This window comes from Clostridium sp. RTP31139st1_H3_RTP31139_211217 (assembly GCF_040227035.1).
Classification (GTDB): Bacteria; Bacillota; Clostridia; order Clostridiales; family Clostridiaceae; genus Clostridium; species Clostridium saudiense.
The window spans coordinates 14,003-33,040 of sequence record NZ_JBCOAB010000015.1 but is presented as its reverse complement, the minus strand read 5'-3'; the positions used below and the strand labels follow the sequence as shown (position 1 = coordinate 33,040).

At 27.2% G+C, this 19,038-nt stretch carries 15 protein-coding genes and 1 pseudogene; 13 read left to right on the top strand and 3 right to left on the bottom strand.

What is annotated here, in order from left to right:
- Nucleotides 1-134: 134 nt before the first annotated feature.
- The 3 genes and pseudogenes from ABUA17_RS08480 to ABUA17_RS08470 all read left to right on the top strand — a co-directional run.
- Nucleotides 135-581: a DUF6323 family protein gene (locus tag ABUA17_RS08480; RefSeq protein WP_195952469.1), complete on the top strand. Its 447-nt coding sequence runs from the start codon at nucleotides 135-137 to the stop codon at nucleotides 579-581.
- A 29-nt stretch (nucleotides 582-610) separates the two neighbouring features.
- The gene (locus tag ABUA17_RS08475; RefSeq protein WP_195952468.1) at nucleotides 611-1,846 is read left to right on the top strand and encodes a DUF6179 domain-containing protein; all 1,236 of its coding nucleotides are present in this window, start codon (nucleotides 611-613) and stop codon (nucleotides 1,844-1,846) included.
- A gap of 227 nt (nucleotides 1,847-2,073) precedes the next feature.
- Nucleotides 2,074-2,253 (top strand): annotated as a pseudogene (locus ABUA17_RS08470) (DapH/DapD/GlmU-related protein); the annotation flags it as partial.
- Between the two features lie 221 nt (nucleotides 2,254-2,474).
- Here ABUA17_RS08470 and ABUA17_RS08465 read toward each other — a convergent pair.
- Complete coding sequence (locus ABUA17_RS08465) at nucleotides 2,475-2,804, bottom strand: hypothetical protein (RefSeq protein WP_195952466.1); 330 nt, start codon at nucleotides 2,802-2,804, stop codon at nucleotides 2,475-2,477.
- A gap of 189 nt (nucleotides 2,805-2,993) precedes the next feature.
- Between ABUA17_RS08465 and ABUA17_RS08460 the strand changes: the two genes are divergently transcribed.
- The 3 genes from ABUA17_RS08460 (at nucleotide 2,994) to ABUA17_RS08450 (ending at nucleotide 7,083) form a co-directional block, all read left to right on the top strand.
- On the top strand, nucleotides 2,994-4,961 hold the full coding sequence (locus tag ABUA17_RS08460) for a UvrD-helicase domain-containing protein (protein ID WP_070098870.1): 1,968 nt from the start codon (nucleotides 2,994-2,996) through the stop codon (nucleotides 4,959-4,961).
- A 142-nt stretch (nucleotides 4,962-5,103) separates the two neighbouring features.
- Complete coding sequence (locus ABUA17_RS08455) at nucleotides 5,104-5,400, top strand: hypothetical protein (RefSeq protein WP_042395531.1); 297 nt, start codon at nucleotides 5,104-5,106, stop codon at nucleotides 5,398-5,400.
- A 414-nt stretch (nucleotides 5,401-5,814) separates the two neighbouring features.
- Nucleotides 5,815-7,083: a sensor histidine kinase gene (locus ABUA17_RS08450; protein ID WP_207743365.1), complete on the top strand. Its 1,269-nt coding sequence runs from the start codon at nucleotides 5,815-5,817 to the stop codon at nucleotides 7,081-7,083.
- 128 nt (nucleotides 7,084-7,211) lie between these two features.
- Here ABUA17_RS08450 and ABUA17_RS08445 read toward each other — a convergent pair whose 3' ends face one another.
- Complete coding sequence (locus ABUA17_RS08445) at nucleotides 7,212-7,841, bottom strand: glycosyltransferase family 2 protein (protein ID WP_195952465.1); 630 nt, start codon at nucleotides 7,839-7,841, stop codon at nucleotides 7,212-7,214.
- A 367-nt stretch (nucleotides 7,842-8,208) separates the two neighbouring features.
- Between ABUA17_RS08445 and ABUA17_RS08440 the strand changes: the two genes are divergently transcribed.
- From ABUA17_RS08440 to ABUA17_RS08410, 7 genes are all read left to right on the top strand, one after another.
- Nucleotides 8,209-10,956 carry a helicase-related protein gene (locus ABUA17_RS08440; protein ID WP_055276626.1) on the top strand — a complete coding sequence of 916 codons (2,748 nt, stop codon included), beginning with the start codon at nucleotides 8,209-8,211 and terminating at the stop codon, nucleotides 10,954-10,956.
- 94 nt (nucleotides 10,957-11,050) lie between these two features.
- Complete coding sequence (locus ABUA17_RS08435) at nucleotides 11,051-11,599, top strand: Uma2 family endonuclease (RefSeq protein ID WP_055292086.1); 549 nt, start codon at nucleotides 11,051-11,053, stop codon at nucleotides 11,597-11,599.
- A gap of 260 nt (nucleotides 11,600-11,859) precedes the next feature.
- Nucleotides 11,860-13,083: a BMP family ABC transporter substrate-binding protein gene (locus tag ABUA17_RS08430; RefSeq protein ID WP_042395544.1), complete on the top strand. Its 1,224-nt coding sequence runs from the start codon at nucleotides 11,860-11,862 to the stop codon at nucleotides 13,081-13,083.
- Between the two features lie 174 nt (nucleotides 13,084-13,257).
- On the top strand, nucleotides 13,258-14,817 hold the full coding sequence (locus tag ABUA17_RS08425) for an ABC transporter ATP-binding protein (protein WP_042395645.1): 1,560 nt from the start codon (nucleotides 13,258-13,260) through the stop codon (nucleotides 14,815-14,817).
- Complete coding sequence (locus ABUA17_RS08420) at nucleotides 14,789-15,898, top strand: ABC transporter permease (protein WP_195952464.1); 1,110 nt, start codon at nucleotides 14,789-14,791, stop codon at nucleotides 15,896-15,898. The genes ABUA17_RS08425 and ABUA17_RS08420 overlap by 29 nt, the downstream gene beginning before the upstream one ends.
- A 4-nt stretch (nucleotides 15,899-15,902) precedes the next feature.
- Nucleotides 15,903-16,868, top strand: coding sequence for an ABC transporter permease (locus ABUA17_RS08415; RefSeq protein WP_195952463.1), 966 nt, complete (start codon nucleotides 15,903-15,905; stop codon nucleotides 16,866-16,868).
- 145 nt (nucleotides 16,869-17,013) lie between these two features.
- Entirely contained in the window at nucleotides 17,014-17,550 is a 537-nt protein-coding gene (locus ABUA17_RS08410; RefSeq protein ID WP_195952462.1) for a hypothetical protein, read from the top strand.
- A gap of 57 nt (nucleotides 17,551-17,607) precedes the next feature.
- Here ABUA17_RS08410 and ABUA17_RS08405 read toward each other — a convergent pair whose 3' ends face one another.
- On the bottom strand, nucleotides 17,608-19,029 hold the full coding sequence (locus tag ABUA17_RS08405; protein ID WP_195952461.1) for a glycoside hydrolase family 1 protein: 1,422 nt from the start codon (nucleotides 19,027-19,029) through the stop codon (nucleotides 17,608-17,610).
- Nucleotides 19,030-19,038: the final 9 nt, after the last annotated feature.

Genomic DNA, 19,038 nt, shown 5'->3' with positions numbered 1-19,038 from the left:
AAAGTGCTGTAAAGCTTGATATTTCAAGCTTTATAGCACTTTTCCTATACTCTTATAATACCACAAAATAGCGAAAATTTCAAGTCTAGTACTTGTGTAGCAACAGTAGTAAGCTATATGAAGAGGTGATAGGAATGAGTGAGAACTTTGCTTTAACTATTCAAAATATGAAGAAAAAACAATTAGCAATGGAAATAAAAAAGTGTAATGAAGTGACAATGAGATATGGAGTTACATTGTCAGATACACAAATTGAAAATTTAATTAATAAAAGATTTGAAAGTTTAAAGAGTACTGGAAGAGTAGAGTTTGGAGATGGTATTTTAAAAGAGTTAATTGAAGCATTTTGTGATTCTCCTTATATTATTCAGGAAAACTATGAAGAAACATTAGAAGAACTACAAGATATTTTTTATTTTTTTAAGGGAGAAGCTATGGATCAAATAGCTGATGATGAATTAATAGAATTTATGAAAGAATACTTTAATGGTGAGTGTCAAGGTTCAATAGAATATTTAAGTGGAACAAATCTTGAAGAGTTGTGCCGTGATACGAGATATGGATTAAATAGAGAAAGATAAAATAACTCAAGGTTATAAAAGGAGATACTATGGCGGAAAATAATTTTTATTTAGAGCTTTTAAATAATTCAAACCTAGCTAATATAAGTAATGAAGAAAAAGAAATGATGCAAATAAAGCTTTGGACTTTATTAGGAAATGTTACAGAGAGATATACTATGGGAGATAGTTCGTCAGTTCCAGTTGAAATTGCTGAAGAACTTTTAAAGTCTATTACTTTTTTATTAAATAAGGAAACGAAAAATCCACAAAGTATAGTAAAATTATTTGAAAGTGAAAGCCTAGAAAGTGCATGGAAACACTCTTGGACAACAATAGAAAAGGATATAGCAAAAGGTAAAGAGTTACTAGAAGAGGTAATAAAAACATCAACTGGCATAGAAAATATATCATATGAAGACACGGTAGTGGAAATTGGTAGAGGTCTTAAAGTATATGATTATAGATTTTTTGCACATGAAATACCTTGTAGTATAGATTATCAGCTATCAAATGCTGTAAGTGAGGATTTACAAGGGATAGATTTCATTAATGAATATCTTACAAGATTATTATTTGAAAATAAGTTTTGTAATAACTTTGCGAAAGAAAAAATAATAGGAATTTTAAAAAGTTATTGCAAAGATTATAAAGGATTATTAATAAATATATTTGAGCCAGTTCTTACAAATATCATAGGGTTAGATTTAGTAGAAGCAGATATATTTAAATTAGAAATGAAAAGTTATGAAAGAGAAGTACTATTATATACTTTTAAAAATATTACTATAAAAGAAATAGAAGAAGAACTTATAAAATCAGCAAATAGTGTATGTAATAAATTAAAAATAGTTAGTGATTTTGAAATTAATTATTTGAAAATGACAGCTTTAAATTTACTTCCTAGAATTGAAGAAGGCATTAAAAATAATAATTTAGAAAATATATTTTTAAGTTATAAAATAGAAGAAGATAAAGCTGAAGATATTTTTATAGATAATGAAACTATGGATGATGAAAGATTAAGAAAGTTAATAGATGAAATAAGAGTGTGTAGATTTACTAAGGATAAGGTTGCAATTATTCATAAGGAAGTTAAAAGTTTAGATGATTTAGTAGAAATTTTAAATAATTGTATTTGGGAAGATGAAGTAGAGGGATTAGTTAATAGTCTTAGTAAAGAGGAAATTGAGGCGTTAAACTATTATTTGAAGACTAAACCAAATGATAATATTTCAAATACAGGTTGGGAGCAGAAGTTTATTGAAGTTATAAGTGGCCTTTGATTTTGATATATTTTAATTAAAAATAAAATTTAAATAACACTAAAATTGTTACTTAAATTATTTTAGTGTTATTTTATTTTGTTACAATAAAAGGATTTAGTGTTATAAAATTCAAAAGCGTGTTAATATAGTACTATACAAGTAATAATGTTTTAATAATGGGGGAAAAAATGAAAGAAAAAATATTAACTCCTAATCATGCATTTGATAGCAAGGAAAGAACTGATGGTTATGAGAAGTCTCTTCCTATAGAAATTGGAGATAATGTATGGATAGGTGGAGGAGTTACTATTATTGGAGGAGTTAAAATTGGGCAAAATTCAATTATTGGTGCAGGAAGTGTAGTAACAAAGAATATACCTGCTGGTGTAATAGTAGCAGGAAATCCTGCCAAAGTAATTAGAGAAATTACAGCAAATGATAAAATATTTAAGTAACTAAATTCTAATGTATTAAATATATTTATATAGACTTTAAATAAAGGGTTTATAAAATATATTTAAATCTCAAACTAATAAAAATACCGTATTATTCAAAAGGAATATGCGGTATTTTTTGGTTAGCAATTCAAAAATATTATTCTTTAAATTTGAAGCATAAATGATATTAAAGTAATAAAGAGGTAAAGTTACTGTTCCCTAGGATCAATAAAAACCTCTCCATTTCCAACTATGACGATCCTATAAGCAGGCTTAAGTGGAATTAAGTCATATTTATTTGAATTAGCTTCTAAGCGGATACTTTGAATTACAAGTTGATTTTCGTCATAAAGGGTTAAGAAAACAGCGTTTTCTGATGAAACGTTCTGTACAAAATAAGTTTTATCTTCTGAAAAGTTAAAATCAGACGATTTATAAACACCCTCTGTAAAGATATTTTTAGTAAATGCAGGTATTGAAATAAATGTAGTAGATATTAATCCAATTAAAATCAGAAATATAGCAATATATTTTTTCATAAAATAGCCTCCTTTCAAGATTATTGTGTGTAATACAAATGAGAATATTCAAGTTTAGAATAGTGGGTGGTAAGAATTAAAAAGTTAAGGTTTTAATAGTTAAGAAAAAAGGATTTATAGAAGAGTTAATATACAAAATATGGTATAATTGTGCTATAGATAAAATAAAAGGGGAAACGAGAGAGTACAATGAGGTTGAATGTTGAACAAAGAAGAATAATTGAAAACAAACCTAATGGTCATGTACTAGTTAAAGGGGTAGCAGGTTCGGGAAAAACTACAGTAGCAGTACACAAAATACCATTTTTATTAAAAGATTATACTTATGAAAAAGATGATAAAATCCTTGTTATTACATATAACAAATCATTAATAAATTATATTAAATATATATATGAAGAAATAGAAAGAAATAAAGAAAATGAACAATTAACATTAGGAATATATGAAAGCGGAGATAAGGACAAGCTATATATAGAAACTATTGATAATATGATGTTTAAGTATTTTACTTCATATATTAAAGAAGAAAAGCTAGAAAAATTAAGAGTTGCTACTGAAAAGCAAATAAATAAAGCTATGGTGGAAGCAATAAATGTAGTAAAACAAGAGTATGAAAAAGTAAACGTACTAGATAGAAAGAATCTTACCTTTATTATAGAAGAAATAAGGTGGATGAAATCCTGTAATTATACAGACATTGAAGAATATCAAACAATTGATAGAATAGGAAGAATATCAAATAATAATGTGGAATCAACACACAAATTAAGAAAGAATTCTAAGATAAGAAAAGCTATTTTTGAAGTAATGATTCAATATAATGATAACTTAAAAAAAGAAAAGCTAGTAGATCTTCAAGATGTTGCATTAATGGCATTAAGGCAAGCAAAAAGGGAAGTTGGAGAAAAATACACTCATATTATAGTTGATGAAACACAAGACTTAACAAGAGTACAATTAGAATTTATTAAAACATTATATATGAATAGAAGCTATTCTAGTATGTTATTTGTTTCAGATACAGCACAAAGTATTTATCCAGAAGCTTGGCTTGTAAAGGGAAGAAGCTTTACTAGTATAGGACTTGATATGACAGGCAAATCTACATCACTATCAAAGAGTTATAGAACAACAATGCAAATAGCATATGCAGCATATAGTTTAATTGAAGATGATAAAAATATCCTTGAGGATGATAATTTTGTAAAGCCATCATTAATTGATAAACAAGGGGTTTATCCAGTATATAGAGGATTTAAAAATAAAGTATCAGAAGCAGAATATATTGCTGAAACAATAGAAAATGAGCTAAAAAATAAGTATGACTACAAAGATATTGCAATAATAAGTAAGTTTAAAAATCAACTTAAGGATATTAAGATTTTCTTAGAAAAAAATAATATTCCTTATAAAGAACTAGAAAGTAATGAAGAATTAGATTTTAATGAAGATTGTGTAAAACTTCTTACTATGCATTGTGCTAAGGGGTTACAGTTTAAGGCTGTAATAATAGCTGGACTTAATGATAAAATTATTCCTTCAAGAGATTTTGCAAATGAATTTGAAGATAGTGATTTTGTTGAATCTATAGATAGAAGATTATTATATGTAGGAATGACTAGAGCTACAGAAGAGCTATTTTTAAGTAGTTATGGAAATCCATCTAAATTTATTAAAGATATAAGCTGTAAGTATTTAAGAATTAATTCTAAGTGTAATTTTAGAAAATTACATAGGATTGATATTGATGAGTATTTATTTACTTATAAGATTGACGATATTTATAAAAGTGAAGAAATCACAAGACAATGGATTATTAGTGAGCTTATGAATAGATATGGATATCCTAAGGATTTAATAGATGTTGAAGTTAAAGTTAATATAGAAGCTAAGGCTGAAGTAGTTGATATTGTTGTATATGTTTATGAAAATAAAGATAAAGTACCATTTATTTTTATTAAGAGTAATAAATTAGGAGCAGGAACAGAGAGTGAAATTAGTCATCTTAAGATATGTATGAATATTTTTGATACTGTTAAGTATGGTGTTGTTACTGATGGAAATGAAATTGTCATTATTAATGATGATTTTGAAGAAGTTGATGATATTCCATCTTTTAATAAGAGAATGATTAGTAGTGTGAATTTAGTATAAATAATATATTAAAAGTAGCCCCAATAATATATGTAAACCAATAAAAATGTATAGATGATACTAAGTTAAATATATAGGAATTTTATTAAGGTATTTTGAATATATAATATGGAATTAATAAATAGTTTATTAGGAGAGAATTATGAAGGAGACAGTAAGAGTAACCAAATGGGTTGCTGGAGGAATCGAAGCTTTATTAGGTATTCCAGTAATAGGTGCAAGTATAATAATAGGATTAGTATGGGTACCATTAGCAGCTATGCTAGCATTCCATATTGTAAATTTAGTATTATCAAAAAAGGAGGACTTGCCTATAACAGGTAGTATTTTAGGGATTGTAGGTAATGCTCTTGGATGGATACCATTTTTAGGAATGATAATGCATATCTTAACGGCTGTATTTGTAATGATGGAAGCTTATAAAACTAAAGTTGATTAATATTGAGATTAAGGAAGAAACCATAGTTATTGCTAGGGTTCTTTTTTCATATTTAGATTAGTTTTAAATTAAATATTATTTATATAGTGAAAAAAGAGTTAATATGTTTATGCAAATAATAAATATACTAACTCTTTTTGCTTATATATTTTATAATTTTATAAATTTATATTTTAATAAAATATGAGTTAAATAATTTAAGTAGTTATGCGGTAACATATATTTACTGGTTTTCTTAATAATATAAAAAAAGTTATAAAAATTTAATAATGATTATAAAAAACGTATAATAATAAGAAAAAATATGATATAATTCGAGATAAGATATGAAAAAAGAAATGAGATAGTTATTTTTATAGGGAAATTTGTTGAAAAATAAATATAAAATTGATGGATGATGAAAGGTAAAAAGTAATGAAAACAGAAATTATAAGGTTAGCAGATGTAATTAATACGATACTTCAGAGCTTAGTACTAGTTTTGATTCCCAATTTTTGTACTAAATATAGAGATAAAAATAGTAAATTAAAGCTCGGACTTTTAATAGCGAATTTTTGGCTTATTATTACTTTAACAACATATTTAGTAGGAAGTTCAAGTATAGGAATAATTTTTACTCATTTGGTATTAATACTTATGGGAATAATCGTATTTAAAAATGACTCATTAGGAGCAACTATTTCTATATCTATTGTATATTTATTTATAAATATTAATACACTTATTATGTCTAATTTATTTTTATATTTCAAAGGTGGGATTCCTACTGAGAAGTTAGAATTTGCATATATAATGATTACATATGTACCATATTTTATAGTGGATATTTTTATATTATTGAGAAAAGACTTAATTTATAGAATTTACTTATTTGTTAGAAGTAAAAACTTATCTATGATGTCATTAATAATAACTACTGTAGTAGCTGATTTGGTAATAGCTTATAATTTTATAGTATATGATATAGATAACCTAATAATTAAGAATATCATATTTGTAATGACAGGGTTATTTATTATAGGAATTATATTATATTTTGCAAGTATTGAAAAAAAATCAAAAGAAATTATGTTATTAAATAAAGAATTAGAAGAAAAAATAAATGATTTAAAGAAAGTAAAGCATGATTATGGTTCTCAAATTTCATATTTATATGGATTGTGTCTTATGGGGAAATATGACAAGCTTACGGATTCTTTAAAGTCCATAATAAATGGACATGACAATATTATATCTGAAGTTGAAATATATAATAACGATTCAATTATTTCTATGATAGTTAATGGTATAAAACATAAAGGTATTAATATTTTTGTTGATGAGCAGGCTTCATTAGAAGATATAAATGTATCTGAAATGGAGATACAAAGGATTGTTTCAAATATATTAAATAATTCTGTAACAGCTATGAATGAAAAAGGTCTTATTATAGTTAGAACTTATTATAGTCTTAATAGTGTTGTTATTAAAATACAAAATAATGGACCTAAAATTGAAGATGAAATAATAGATAAGATTTTTGATGTTGGATTTACTACAAAGGAAAACAGCAATAAGGAGCATGGACTTGGATTAGCTATTGTTAAAGAGATAGTAGAAAGAAATAATGGTAAAGTATCAGTTTCTAGTAATGATACAATTACAGAATTTATAATAAAGATACCTGTAAAGATTAGTGTATAAAATTTAATGAAAAATAGAAATAAGCCGTATTTAGATTAAATTTAATAATTAAATCTGAATACGGCTTGTTTATTTAAGCTTATTTATATTTAAAGTAAATATTTTATGAAAAGTTGATAGGAGATTATTTATTTCCATACTCTTTTAGCTCCAAATAATTCTTGAAGATATCCAATAAGTGAAATAGGTGACATTATCATTTGATAAAAGAGAATAAATGTAGTAAAACCTAATTTATTTTTACGAACTTTTAAATTTAATGCTTTAAAGAATGTTTTTTGTTTAAAGTAAAAAATAATAAATGTTAATAATGTTATAGGTAATACAAGAAGTATGATAGGTCCTACTATGTAAAACTTTCCGAATAATGCAAGTACACATCCTGGAATGAAGAATATAGTATAAGATAAATCCATATAAGGAATTAATAAATCAATACCAGTTAAAAATTTTAAAAACATATTTGGTTGTTGCCAAGGTTTTACCAATCTTAATCCTTCAATCATTCCTCTTGCCCATCTTGAACGCTGTTTATAAAAATGAGAAAACTTAGTAGGTACATCTGTAAATGAAACAGCTAATGGTTCAAAATAAACTCTATTATTTTTCATTAACATTTGCCATGTTAATACAATATCTTCTCCTATAGCATCAGACCATCCATCAAGACTTTTAACTATTTCAGTTTTATATATGCTAAAGGCTCCTTGAGCAACAAGGGTTCCTTGGAATAATCCTTGCATTCTTTTGATAGACATAATAGAAATGAAAGTTTTTGTATTTTTTTGATGAATACATACTATAATTTAACAGAATTTAGGGAATTATGCAATGGAAATGATTTGTACAAAAATAGTTTGGTAAATAAATACCCAAATACATATATTTTTGTTAAACTACCTATAGTGATAAAATGTATGTTATATAAATTGAAATTTTAACTTAAAGGGGAATTTTTAACTAATTTAAGAACTAGAATTGGTTAAAAAATAAGGAATTTAGTCTTGGAGTGATATCTGTTTATATCTTCTTCTTAAAGAGACGGAAGTATTACAACGGCTAGGTATAAGATAAAGAATTAAGATTCATAAAATATAACAAAGTAATTTATAAAGGAATGATGGGATGAGCTCAATTAAGTGTACACTAAGAAAAGAAACAAAAAATGAAATAGCTAAATACATAGATAATGAATTTATTAATGAAACAATAAAAGAAATTGTTAAATACATAAAAGAAGTTAATAAAGTTCAAATAGATGATTCAAATTACAATAAGTATGATATAAATTCAAAGGTCGATTTAATAGATAATGGACCATTTAATATTTATGATTATACATATGTGAAAGATTTTTTATATGAAGTATCATGGGAAGGTTCATATATTGAAGACTTAAAAGAAATTGAAGAAAATGATGATGATACACCTGTATATAAGTATGAGCCAAAAGATATTGCTACTGTTATATATGAAAAAGTAGCAACTATAATGGAGCAAAAAAAAGGTGAATTATATAAAAAATTTAAAAGTAAATATAATGATGAATTCATATGGAATAGTGTTAGATGGTATAAGAGAACTAGAGATGGAAAAGTATATTATGATTTAGATTTAGAAGAATTAAATGATGATAAAAAAAGAAGTATAGAAGAAAAAATAAAAGTAGAAATAGGAAACGGATTTAAAACAAGATGGGGTGCAGCAGTTGCAGTTAAGGTAGCACCATTAGAAGAAAAACTTTTATTAGATATTTATGATAAGGGCTGTGCAGCACTTGGTATTGCTAATGATTGTTATACAGAAATTGTAGAAGAAGATAAAAGTGATGATGAAGAAAAATTAATAAAGCTTATGATAGAAAGCTGTGAAGAGGCAAGTTCATCAACAAAAGGAATAAATAGACTTAAAGTTAAGGTTGTTAATTCAATTGATAAAAGATTAGATAATCTTATTAATGTGAATATTTATAAGACAAAAGAACATATGAATTTATTTTTAGAAGATGCTAAAAGTATGGTCTTTGGATATTATAAAAGTGTTAATTTACCAGGCTTTAGAAGAAACCTTGTATCTAAGGAAGATAAAATTAATGAAATAATAAAAAGAATTGCAGTAGTTGAAAATATTCTTTATAAGGAATATTTAAAAGAAAATGAAAAAGCACCATCTATTGATGAAATGATAGAGTTTAAAGAATGTATTCCTTGGATATGTATAAAAGGTTTAGTATGGACATCAGAAAATATATATATTAAAAATAAAGCAAAAGATGAAATTCAAGAAATAATTTTAGATAATCCAATATATGAATATAAAGAAACTAGAGAGATGAAAAGACATTTTTATCTTCATGTTGGTGAAACTAATACAGGAAAGACACATGCAAGTATTGAAAGACTTATGGAAGTAGAAACTGGGGTTTATTTAGCACCATTAAGGTTATTAGCTCTTGAAATTCAAGATAAGCTTAATTCAGAAAATATATCTTGTTCATTATTAACAGGAGAAGAAGAAGATATTATTTCATATGCAGGGCATGTATCATCAACAATTGAAAAGCTACAGCTTGGAACTCCTTATGATGTATGTGTTATAGATGAAGCTCAAATGATTGCGGATAAACAAAGAGGATGGGCATGGACAAGAGCTATAATAGGTGTAATGGCTCCAGAAGTTCATATATGTATGGCACCAGAAGCAAAGGATGTAATAATTAAGCTAATAAAAGATTGTAATGACACATATGAAGTTATTGAACATAAAAGAGATACGGAACTGATATTTGAAGATAAAAAGTTTGATTTAAATAAGGATGTTAAACCAGGAGATGCATTAGTTGTATTTGGTAAAAAGAAGGCGCTTGCAGTTTCAGCACAGCTTCTTAATAACAATATAAAAACAAGTATAATTTATGGATCACTACCATATTCAACAAGAAAGAAACAGTTTGAAAGATTTTTAGATGGAGAAACAGAAGTAATAGTATGTACAGATGCCATTGGAATGGGAGTAAATCTTCCTATAAAACGTATTGTATTTTTAGAAACAAGAAAATATGATGGGGTGTCCCTAAGAAAATTAAATGTTTCTGAAATAAAGCAAATAGCAGGAAGAGCAGGGCGTAAAGGTATCTATAATAAAGGTTATGTTGCAACTATGAGCGATCCTAATTTGATAAGAGATGCATTAAAAGCAAAAACAAAGAAAATTGAAAAATGTTTTATAGGAATACCAGATTCTATTCTTGAAATAAATATAGATCTTGTAGATGCTTTAAAAACATGGAGTACAATGCCTGTAAAAGGATATTATGAAAAATCAGATGTAACAACAATAATTTATCTTTTAAATAGATTAAAGAAGCTTAATATAGAGGCTTCAAAAGAAGAACTTTTAAAAATGGCAACAATACCTTTTGAAGAAAATAATAAGGCAGTATGTGCATTGTGGGAAGAGTATTGTAAGATGTATAGTTCTGGAGCAGTAAATTTAAAGAAGCCAGTACTTAAGAAAAATGTAAGTTCAAAGAAGGAGCTTGATGAACTTGAATGTTATTATAAGTCATTAGAATTAAATTATTCTTTTGGTAAGAATTTTAATATGATGATAAATAATAGATATATTGCAATGGAAAAGGAAGATACAGCAAATAGAATAAATGAACTTCTTTTAACTAATCTTTTAGATCATGAAAGAGTTTGTATAAACTGTGGTAAAAAGTTATCTTGGGATTATCCAAGTGAAAGATGTAGAGCTTGTAAGGAATTGATGAATGATGGTAAGGACTTTAGATATAAGAAAGTATTTAGGGGAAATAGCAGAAGAAATGGATTTAATAGGGGTAATAGAAAAAGAAGAGATAGATATTAAATTGAAGCTTTCTTAAGATTAAAATTTATGTTTAAGAAAAGATATGTTTAGGCTATAATAAAAAGTAAGAATAAGAGTGGTAAGGAGGGGTAAAATGGATATTATTAAAGATTATATCTACTCTGAAGAGGATTTTGAAGAAATTCAGAAGAATTTTAATGGTAAAGCAGAATTTGATAATGGGTCAATATTTTTAACTTCAAATACGTCTATTGAGCATAATAGGATAAAAAGGAGAATATTATCTAAACTTGATGACTTCTTTAAAGGGTCAAAATGTGAGCCTTTTGATGAACAAATAGAAGTAATATTTCAAAGCAAAGATGAATTATATAAATATAAACCCGATATTTTTGTAATGTGTGAAAATGCTACTACAAAGGGAGAAAGTTTTACTTCAGTTCCTAAAATTATATTTGAAGTAGTTTCTAAAAGTACGGCATCTCATGATTATATAACTAAACTTGCAGTATATCAAAAGTTTAAGGTAGAAGAATATAATATTGTAGAACAAAGTGGGAAAATTATACAGTACTCTTTGGTAGATAATCAATATATTATTTCTGATGTTTATAAAAATGAAGATGAATATGTTAGTACAGTATTTACTGATTTAAAAATAAGTTTAAAAGAAATATATTAGTTTAAGAATGGTTTTGATTATTATTGGATTAATTAATGGAAAATACTTGACAACTCAATAATGGGTAGTATACTAAAATTATAAAAAATGGAAATATTCAACAAAGGTGTTGAACATATTTTATATATGTCAGCACCTTTGTTTTTTTATTTTTTTAAGAAATATAAAAAATAATGAATATAAGTTTTAAAAGTGTAGTATTTGTTAAATGTAAACAAATTTATAAATATTATCAAAAAATATAGAAGGGGGAGTTATTTATGAAAAAATTGTTAAGTTTAATTTTGGCATTATCTATGACAGTAATGATGCTTGTAGGATGTCAATCAGGAGGAAGCACAGAAGATACGGATAAAGATAATACTGCTAAAAGCGAAGACTCTACTAGTGAAAAATCTGATATAAAGGTTGGGATTATTTACATTGGAGATGAAAATGAAGGATATACGGAAGCTCATATGACTGGTATTAAAGAAATGAAAGAAGCTTTAGGTTTATCTGATGATCAAGTTATTGAAGTTACAAATATACCTGAAGATCAAACATGTTATGATACAGCAAAAGATTTAGTTGGACAAGGATGTAATGTTATTTTTGCAAATAGTTTTGGACATGAAGATTATATGATTGAAGCTGCAAAGGAATTTCCAGATGTAGAGTTCTGCCATGCTACAGGATTTAAAGCTGCAAGCTCAGGATTAAGTAATATGCATAATTATTTTACAGCTATTTATGAATCACGTTATGTATCAGGTGTAGTAGCTGGTATGAAATTAAATGAAATGATAGAAAAGGGAGAAATAACAGCAGATAAATGTAAGATTGGATATGTTGGGGCTTATCCATATGCAGAAGTAATTTCTGGTTATACAGCATTTTATCTTGGAGTTAAGAGCGTATGTGAGTCAGCTACAATGGAAGTTCAATATACAAATAGCTGGGCAAGTATGGATTTAGAAAAATCTACAGCTGAAGCTTTAATTGCAGATGGTTGTGTATTAATAAGTCAACATGCTGATACAGTAGGTGCAGCAACTGCTTGTGAAGCTGCTGGTGTTCCAATAGTTGGTTATAACGTAAGTATGATAGCAACAGCACCTAACACAGCATTAACTTCAGCATCTATTAATTGGGGTCCATATTATACTTATGCAGTAAAAGCTGTTATGGATGGTGAAAAGATTGATACAGATTGGTGTAAGGGATATTCAGAAGGAGCAGATTGCATAACTGAATTAAATAAAAATACTATTGCAGAAGGTACTGAAGAAAAGGTAGCAGAAGTAGAGCAAGGTATTAAAGATGGTACAATTCATGTATTTGATACAAGTAAATTTACTGTAGATGGTTCTTCATTAGAAGATTTAATTGAATCAAATGAAGACTATAAGAAATATGCAGATTATGTTTCTGATGGATATTATCATGAATCAGAAGCAGCATCAGCTCCATCATTTGATATTAAAATTGACGGAATAGAGTAAGATAGTTAAAAGTCTTTTATCAGTTAATAGTTAATAGTTTTGAGTTAATAGTTGAGGGGGAAACTACTTGGGGGGACTTAAAATATATGTTTTTTAAAATTTAGCACGGCTGAATTTATTCTACTAACTATTAACTCTTAACTATTAACTCCTAACTAAAAAAAAGGGGTGTTTATTGTGGAAAAGGTAGCACTGGAATTGAGGAATGTTACTAAACGGTTTGGACAAGTTATTGCAAATGATAAAGTAAGTCTTTCTGTTAATAAAGGAGAGATACTAGCTGTTTTAGGTGAAAATGGTAGTGGGAAAACAACACTTATGAATATAATTTCAGGAATTTATTTTCCAGATGAAGGAGAAGTATTTATTAATGATAATAAAGTTAATATTTGTTCTCCCAAAGATGCTTTTTCATTAGGGATAGGAATGATACACCAGCATTTTAAATTAATTAATATTTTGACAGCGGCAGAAAATATTATTCTTGGAAATGAAAAAAAAGAAAAGCTAAATATGGTTCAAGTTGAAAAAGAAATTAAGGAATTATCAGAAAGCTATGGATTTGAACTAAATCCATCACAAAAAATTTATGATATGTCAGTATCTCAAAAACAAACAGTAGAAATAGTAAAAGTTCTTTATAGAGGAGCTAATATTTTAATTTTAGATGAACCTACAGCAGTATTAACACCACAAGAAACAGAAAAATTATTTTCAGTATTACGAAATATGCGTGCTGATGGAAAATCTATAATAATAATTACTCATAAATTAAATGAAGTATTAGAAATTTCAGATAGAGTTTCAGTTTTGAGAAAAGGAAAATATATAGGAACAATAAACACAAAAGATGCTAGCTTTGAATCACTTACAGAAATGATGGTAGGGCAAAAAATAGTACTTAATATTGAAAGAGATGAAGTTATAAATCCACAAAAAAGAATAGAAATTAAAGGTTTAACATGTGTTAATTCTGATGGAATAAATTCTTTAGATAATGTATCTTTAGTAGCTAATAGTGGAGAAGTACTTGGAATTGCAGGTATAGCAGGAAGCGGGCAAAAGGAGCTTTTAGAAGCTATAGCTGGTATTCAAGAAATTAAAAGTGGAAGTATTATATATACTTCATCAGAAGGTAAGGACATAAACATAACTAATATGAATTCAGATGATATTCAGAAAAATGAAATAAAGATATCTTTTGTTCCAGAAGATCGTCTTGGTATGGGACTGGTATCTTCTATGGATATAACTGATAATATGATGCTAAAAAACTATAAAAAGAATTCAGGATTTTTTGTTCCACGTAAAAAAGCAAAAGAATTAGCATTATCTATTATTAAAGAGTTAGATATTGTAACTCCTAGTGCAGAAACTCCTGTGGGAAGACTTTCAGGAGGAAATGTACAAAAAGTATTGGTTGGACGTGAAATTAATTCTAATCCAAGAGTATTAATGCTTGCATATCCAGTAAGAGGATTAGATATAAACTCATCTTACACAATATATAATCTTATAAATGAGCAAAAGAAAAAAGGTGTAGCAGTTATTTGTGTTATAGAAGATTTAGATATTTTACTTGAACTTTGTGATAGGATTGTTGTTTTAAATAAGGGAAAAGTTGCAGCTATATTAGATGCTAGAACAACTAATAAAGAGGAAGTAGGACTTCTTATGACGAAGAGTGGAAAGGAAAGTGAGGAAAATGAGCAAAAACTTACAACTTGCAAATAAAGAACCACTGTTTCATATGGTAAAAAGAGATACTATTTCTATAAAAAAAGCTTGGGGAATTCGTATAATAGCACTTTTTTTTGCTTTGATAGCATGTGCACTTTTTATTGTACCAATTACTCATTTAAATCCAATAGAAATATATAAAACAATTATAGAAGGTGCAATTGGAAATAGTACAAGACTATGGACAACAATTCGTGAAATAACAGTGTTATTATGTATAGCAATTGGATTAACACCTGCTTTTAAAATGAAATTTTGGAATATAGGAGCAGAAGGACAAGTACTTATGGGAGGAACTATGGCAGCTGCTCTTATGATATATATGGGAGATAAGGTATCAAATTGGGTTTTATTGATACTTATTTTTATATTTAGTGCAGTAGCAGGAATGATATGGGGACTAATTCCAGCATTTTTTAAAGCTCATCTCAATACTAATGAAACATTATTTACATTAATGCTAAATTACGTTGCAATACAAATTGTATCTTGCTGTATTGTTTTTTGGGAAAATCCAAAAGGATCTAATACAGTAGGAATTATTAATTCTATTACCAATTCAGGATGGTTTCCAAAGGTATTTGGAATGACTTATGGATTAAATATTATTTTAGTAGCTTTATTAACTATAGGAATCTTCTTCTTTTTAAAGTCTAGCAAAATGGGTTATGAAATATCAGTAGTTGGTGAAGGGGTTGATACTGCTAATTATGCTGGGGTAAATGTAAAAAAAGTAATTTTAAAAACAATGGCTCTTTCAGGAGCAATATGTGGATTTACAGGAAGCCTTATTGTTAGTGGATCAAGTCATACAATTTCTACAACTATAGCAGGGGGATTTGGTTTTACAGCAATAATAGTTGCTTGGATGGCTAAATTTAATACATTTGCAATGATACCAGTTACAGCAGTTCTTATTTTTATGCAACAAGGTTCTATTCAAATTGCAACAAAATTTGGTCTTAATAAAAGTGCTTCAGATATTATTACAGGAATAATATTATTTTTCTTAATAGGATGCGAATTCTTTATTAATTATAAGTTAGAATTCAGAAAAATTAAGAAGGAGGTGTAATAATATGAATGTTGTTTTAGTATTTATTCAAAAAGCAATTGCACAAGGAATTGGAATTTTATTTGGAGCTACTGGTGAAATTATAACTGAAAAATCAGGAAATTTAAATTTAGGTATACCAGGAATTATGTATATGGGTGGAATTTCAGGTCTTATGGGAGCATTCTTTTATGAGAATAGTAGCTCAAATCCAAATGCATTTATTGGATTTTTAATTTCATTAGTATGTGCTTTGATTTTTTCAGCTTTAGGTAGTCTTATTTATAGTTTCCTTACAATTACTCTTAGAGTCAATCAAAATGTAGTTGGACTTGCATTAACTACCTTTGGAATAGGATTTGGTAACTTCTTTGGAGGTTCAATAAGTAAATTAGCAGGTGGTGTTGGACAAATTTCAGTTGCAGTAACTGCTAGTGCATATAGAGCTAAAATACCAGTTTTGTGTGAGATACCTGTAATTGGAGATTTATTATTTTCTTATGGATTTTTAACTTATTTTGCAATTGTACTTTCCATTTGTATAGGAATATTTTTGAAGAAAAGTAGAATAGGATTAAACTTACAAGCAGTTGGAGAAGATCCATCAACAGCGGATTCAGTTGGAATTAATGTAAGTAAGTATAAATATGTATCTACTATACTTGGTGGGGCTATTAGTGGTTTAGGCGGATTATACTTTGTAATGGAGTATTTAGGTGGAACATGGACTAATAATGGGTTTGGAAATAGGGGATGGCTAGCTATTGCATTAGTAATTTTCTCATTATGGAAACCTATAAATGCTATTTTGGGTTCAATTTTATTTGGAGGATTATATGTAGTATATGCATATATTCCAGGTCTTAGCAGAGGTGGACAAGAACTAATTAAGATGCTTCCATATTTGGTTACAATAATTGTTTTAATTATTACTAGTGCAAGGAATAAAAAAGAATATTTTAATTTAATGAGAAATCAGAAAAGAAAGTAAAAGTTGTAGTATTAATAAGTGGTACTACAACTTTTAAAGTTTAAAATTATTTATTAGTTAAAATATTTCTTCTAAAGTGTATAAAATATGATATTAATAAGAAAAATGTAAAAGGGGGAATATATATGATTTAGGAGTAAAATTTATGAGTGATAAGACAAAAGAAAAGGTTAAATGTACAATACCAATTAAAGTTAATTCCTATGAAGAGTTATTCAATCCCTTAGATTATAGAAATCTTGCAGAGAGAGATATTAATGGGGAAGTGCATTCATGGATTGAAGAATATATTTCAAGAGTACCACAGAAATTAAGTTCTATTGATGTTGAACTATTAATAAATATGCCAGAAGATGCTATGGATAAGGATAAAGAAGAAAAATCAAAATTAGGAATAATAAATTATTATAATTCATTTTTTATATTACAAAAGAAGTTCAGGCTTATGGGAATAAAAAGAATATGTTATTATATATTTTCTGCATTAATTCTTTTAACTTGTTGGTTTTATATAAAAACATATTATGGAGAATCCTTACTAACATCCTTATTAGATTCAGGTGGAACAGTATTATTGTGGGAAGTAATGAGTTTAATATTTATAGAAAGTAAAAATTTTAAGATTAAAGTAAATATTAATAAGAAGTTAAGTAAGATGAATATAGTATTTAAATACATATAATAAGCTACTCTTAGGAGGGAGAAAAGTGTTCCTTTTTCCTAAAGAGTAGCTTGTTTTTTATAAATCTTCACCGTTAGATTCAATAACTTTCTTATACCAATAGAAAGAATCTTTTGGCATTCTTGATAAGTCACCACTTCCATCATCATGTTTGTTTACATAAATTAGACCATATCTTTTTCTAACTTCACCAGTTGATGCACTAACAACATCTGTACAACCCCAACTAGTATAAGCAATTAATTCAACACCATCATAGATAGCTTCTTTCATTTGTTCTATATGTTTTTTCATATAATCAATACGATAATCATCATGAATTTTTCCATCAGGGCTTACTTCATCAATTGCACCAATACCATTTTCAACTATCATTATAGGAAGTTGATATCTATCATAAATTTGATTTAATACATATCTAAGACCTGTAGCATCAATTTGCCAGCCCCAGTCAGATGCCTTTAAATATGGATTTTTAATATTCTCAGATCCATTACTTGAAGTCTTTTCACCATCAGATGTTGCACTTACACAAATACTTGAATAGTAACTTATACTTACAAAGTCAACTGTACCTTCTTGTAGGATTTTATTATCATTATTATCTACTTTAAGATTAATATTATTTTCTTCAAAGAATCTCTTAGCAAATCCAGGATACTTACCTCTAACATGAACATCACCAGCAATACTATTGTGAAGTTGGCCATATTGTTGAGCAAATAAAATATCTTCAGGGTGACAAGTATAAGGATATCCATTATGATATGCAAGCATACAACCAATTTGATTATTAGAATCTATTTCATGTGCTAGTTTAACTGCTAAAGCACTAGCAACTAATTGATGATGCATAGCTTGATATCTATTTTCTTCATTATTTTCATTTTCATCTAAAATTCCAGCACAGAAGACACCACCAAAAGGTACTGTTAGCATGTTTATTTCATTAAAAGTAAGCCAATACTTAACTTTCCCTTTATAACGAGTAAATAAAACTTTAGCAAAATTAATATAGAAATCAATTAATTTTCTATTTTTCCATCCACCATATTCTAAAGAAAGGTGTAATGGGTTTTCATAGTGAGATATTGTAACCAAAGGTTCTATATTGTATTTAAGTAGCTCATTGATTACATTATCATAGAATTTTAATCCTTCTTCGTTTGGCAATTCTTCATCTCCATTAGGGAAGATTCTTGACCAAGAAATTGAAAATCTATAAATTTTAAATCCCATTTCAGCAAATAATCTTATATCTTCTTTCCAATGATGATAAAAATCTGTAGCTTCATGGTTAGGATAAAACTCATCTTCAAGTGGTACGGGAGGAGTTAGTCTACGGTTTTTATTAACACTTCCACCAGTAAGTACATCTGCAATAGAAGGGCCTCTACCACCTTCATTCCATCCACCTTCGTATTGGTTAGCTGCAGTTGCACCTCCCCATAAAAAATCTTTAGGCATCTTTTTAGTCATATATAATTC

Bases quoted from the DNA above. Each gene is read 5' to 3' on its own strand.
- ABUA17_RS08480 (WP_195952469.1), top strand. From the start codon at position 135: ATGAGTGAGAACTTTGCTTTAACTATTCAAAATATGAAGAAAAAACAA.
- ABUA17_RS08475 (WP_195952468.1), top strand. From the start codon at position 611: ATGGCGGAAAATAATTTTTATTTAGAGCTTTTAAATAATTCAAACCTA.
- ABUA17_RS08465 (WP_195952466.1), bottom strand. From the start codon at position 2,804: ATGAAAAAATATATTGCTATATTTCTGATTTTAATTGGATTAATATCT.
- ABUA17_RS08460 (WP_070098870.1), top strand. From the start codon at position 2,994: ATGAGGTTGAATGTTGAACAAAGAAGAATAATTGAAAACAAACCTAAT.
- ABUA17_RS08455 (WP_042395531.1), top strand. From the start codon at position 5,104: ATGAAGGAGACAGTAAGAGTAACCAAATGGGTTGCTGGAGGAATCGAA.
- ABUA17_RS08450 (WP_207743365.1), top strand. From the start codon at position 5,815: ATGAAAACAGAAATTATAAGGTTAGCAGATGTAATTAATACGATACTT.
- ABUA17_RS08445 (WP_195952465.1), bottom strand. From the start codon at position 7,841: ATGTCTATCAAAAGAATGCAAGGATTATTCCAAGGAACCCTTGTTGCT.
- ABUA17_RS08440 (WP_055276626.1), top strand. From the start codon at position 8,209: ATGAGCTCAATTAAGTGTACACTAAGAAAAGAAACAAAAAATGAAATA.
- ABUA17_RS08435 (WP_055292086.1), top strand. From the start codon at position 11,051: ATGGATATTATTAAAGATTATATCTACTCTGAAGAGGATTTTGAAGAA.
- ABUA17_RS08430 (WP_042395544.1), top strand. From the start codon at position 11,860: ATGAAAAAATTGTTAAGTTTAATTTTGGCATTATCTATGACAGTAATG.
- ABUA17_RS08420 (WP_195952464.1), top strand. From the start codon at position 14,789: ATGAGCAAAAACTTACAACTTGCAAATAAAGAACCACTGTTTCATATG.
- ABUA17_RS08415 (WP_195952463.1), top strand. From the start codon at position 15,903: ATGAATGTTGTTTTAGTATTTATTCAAAAAGCAATTGCACAAGGAATT.
- ABUA17_RS08410 (WP_195952462.1), top strand. From the start codon at position 17,014: ATGAGTGATAAGACAAAAGAAAAGGTTAAATGTACAATACCAATTAAA.
- ABUA17_RS08405 (WP_195952461.1), bottom strand. From the start codon at position 19,029: ATGACTAAAAAGATGCCTAAAGATTTTTTATGGGGAGGTGCAACTGCA.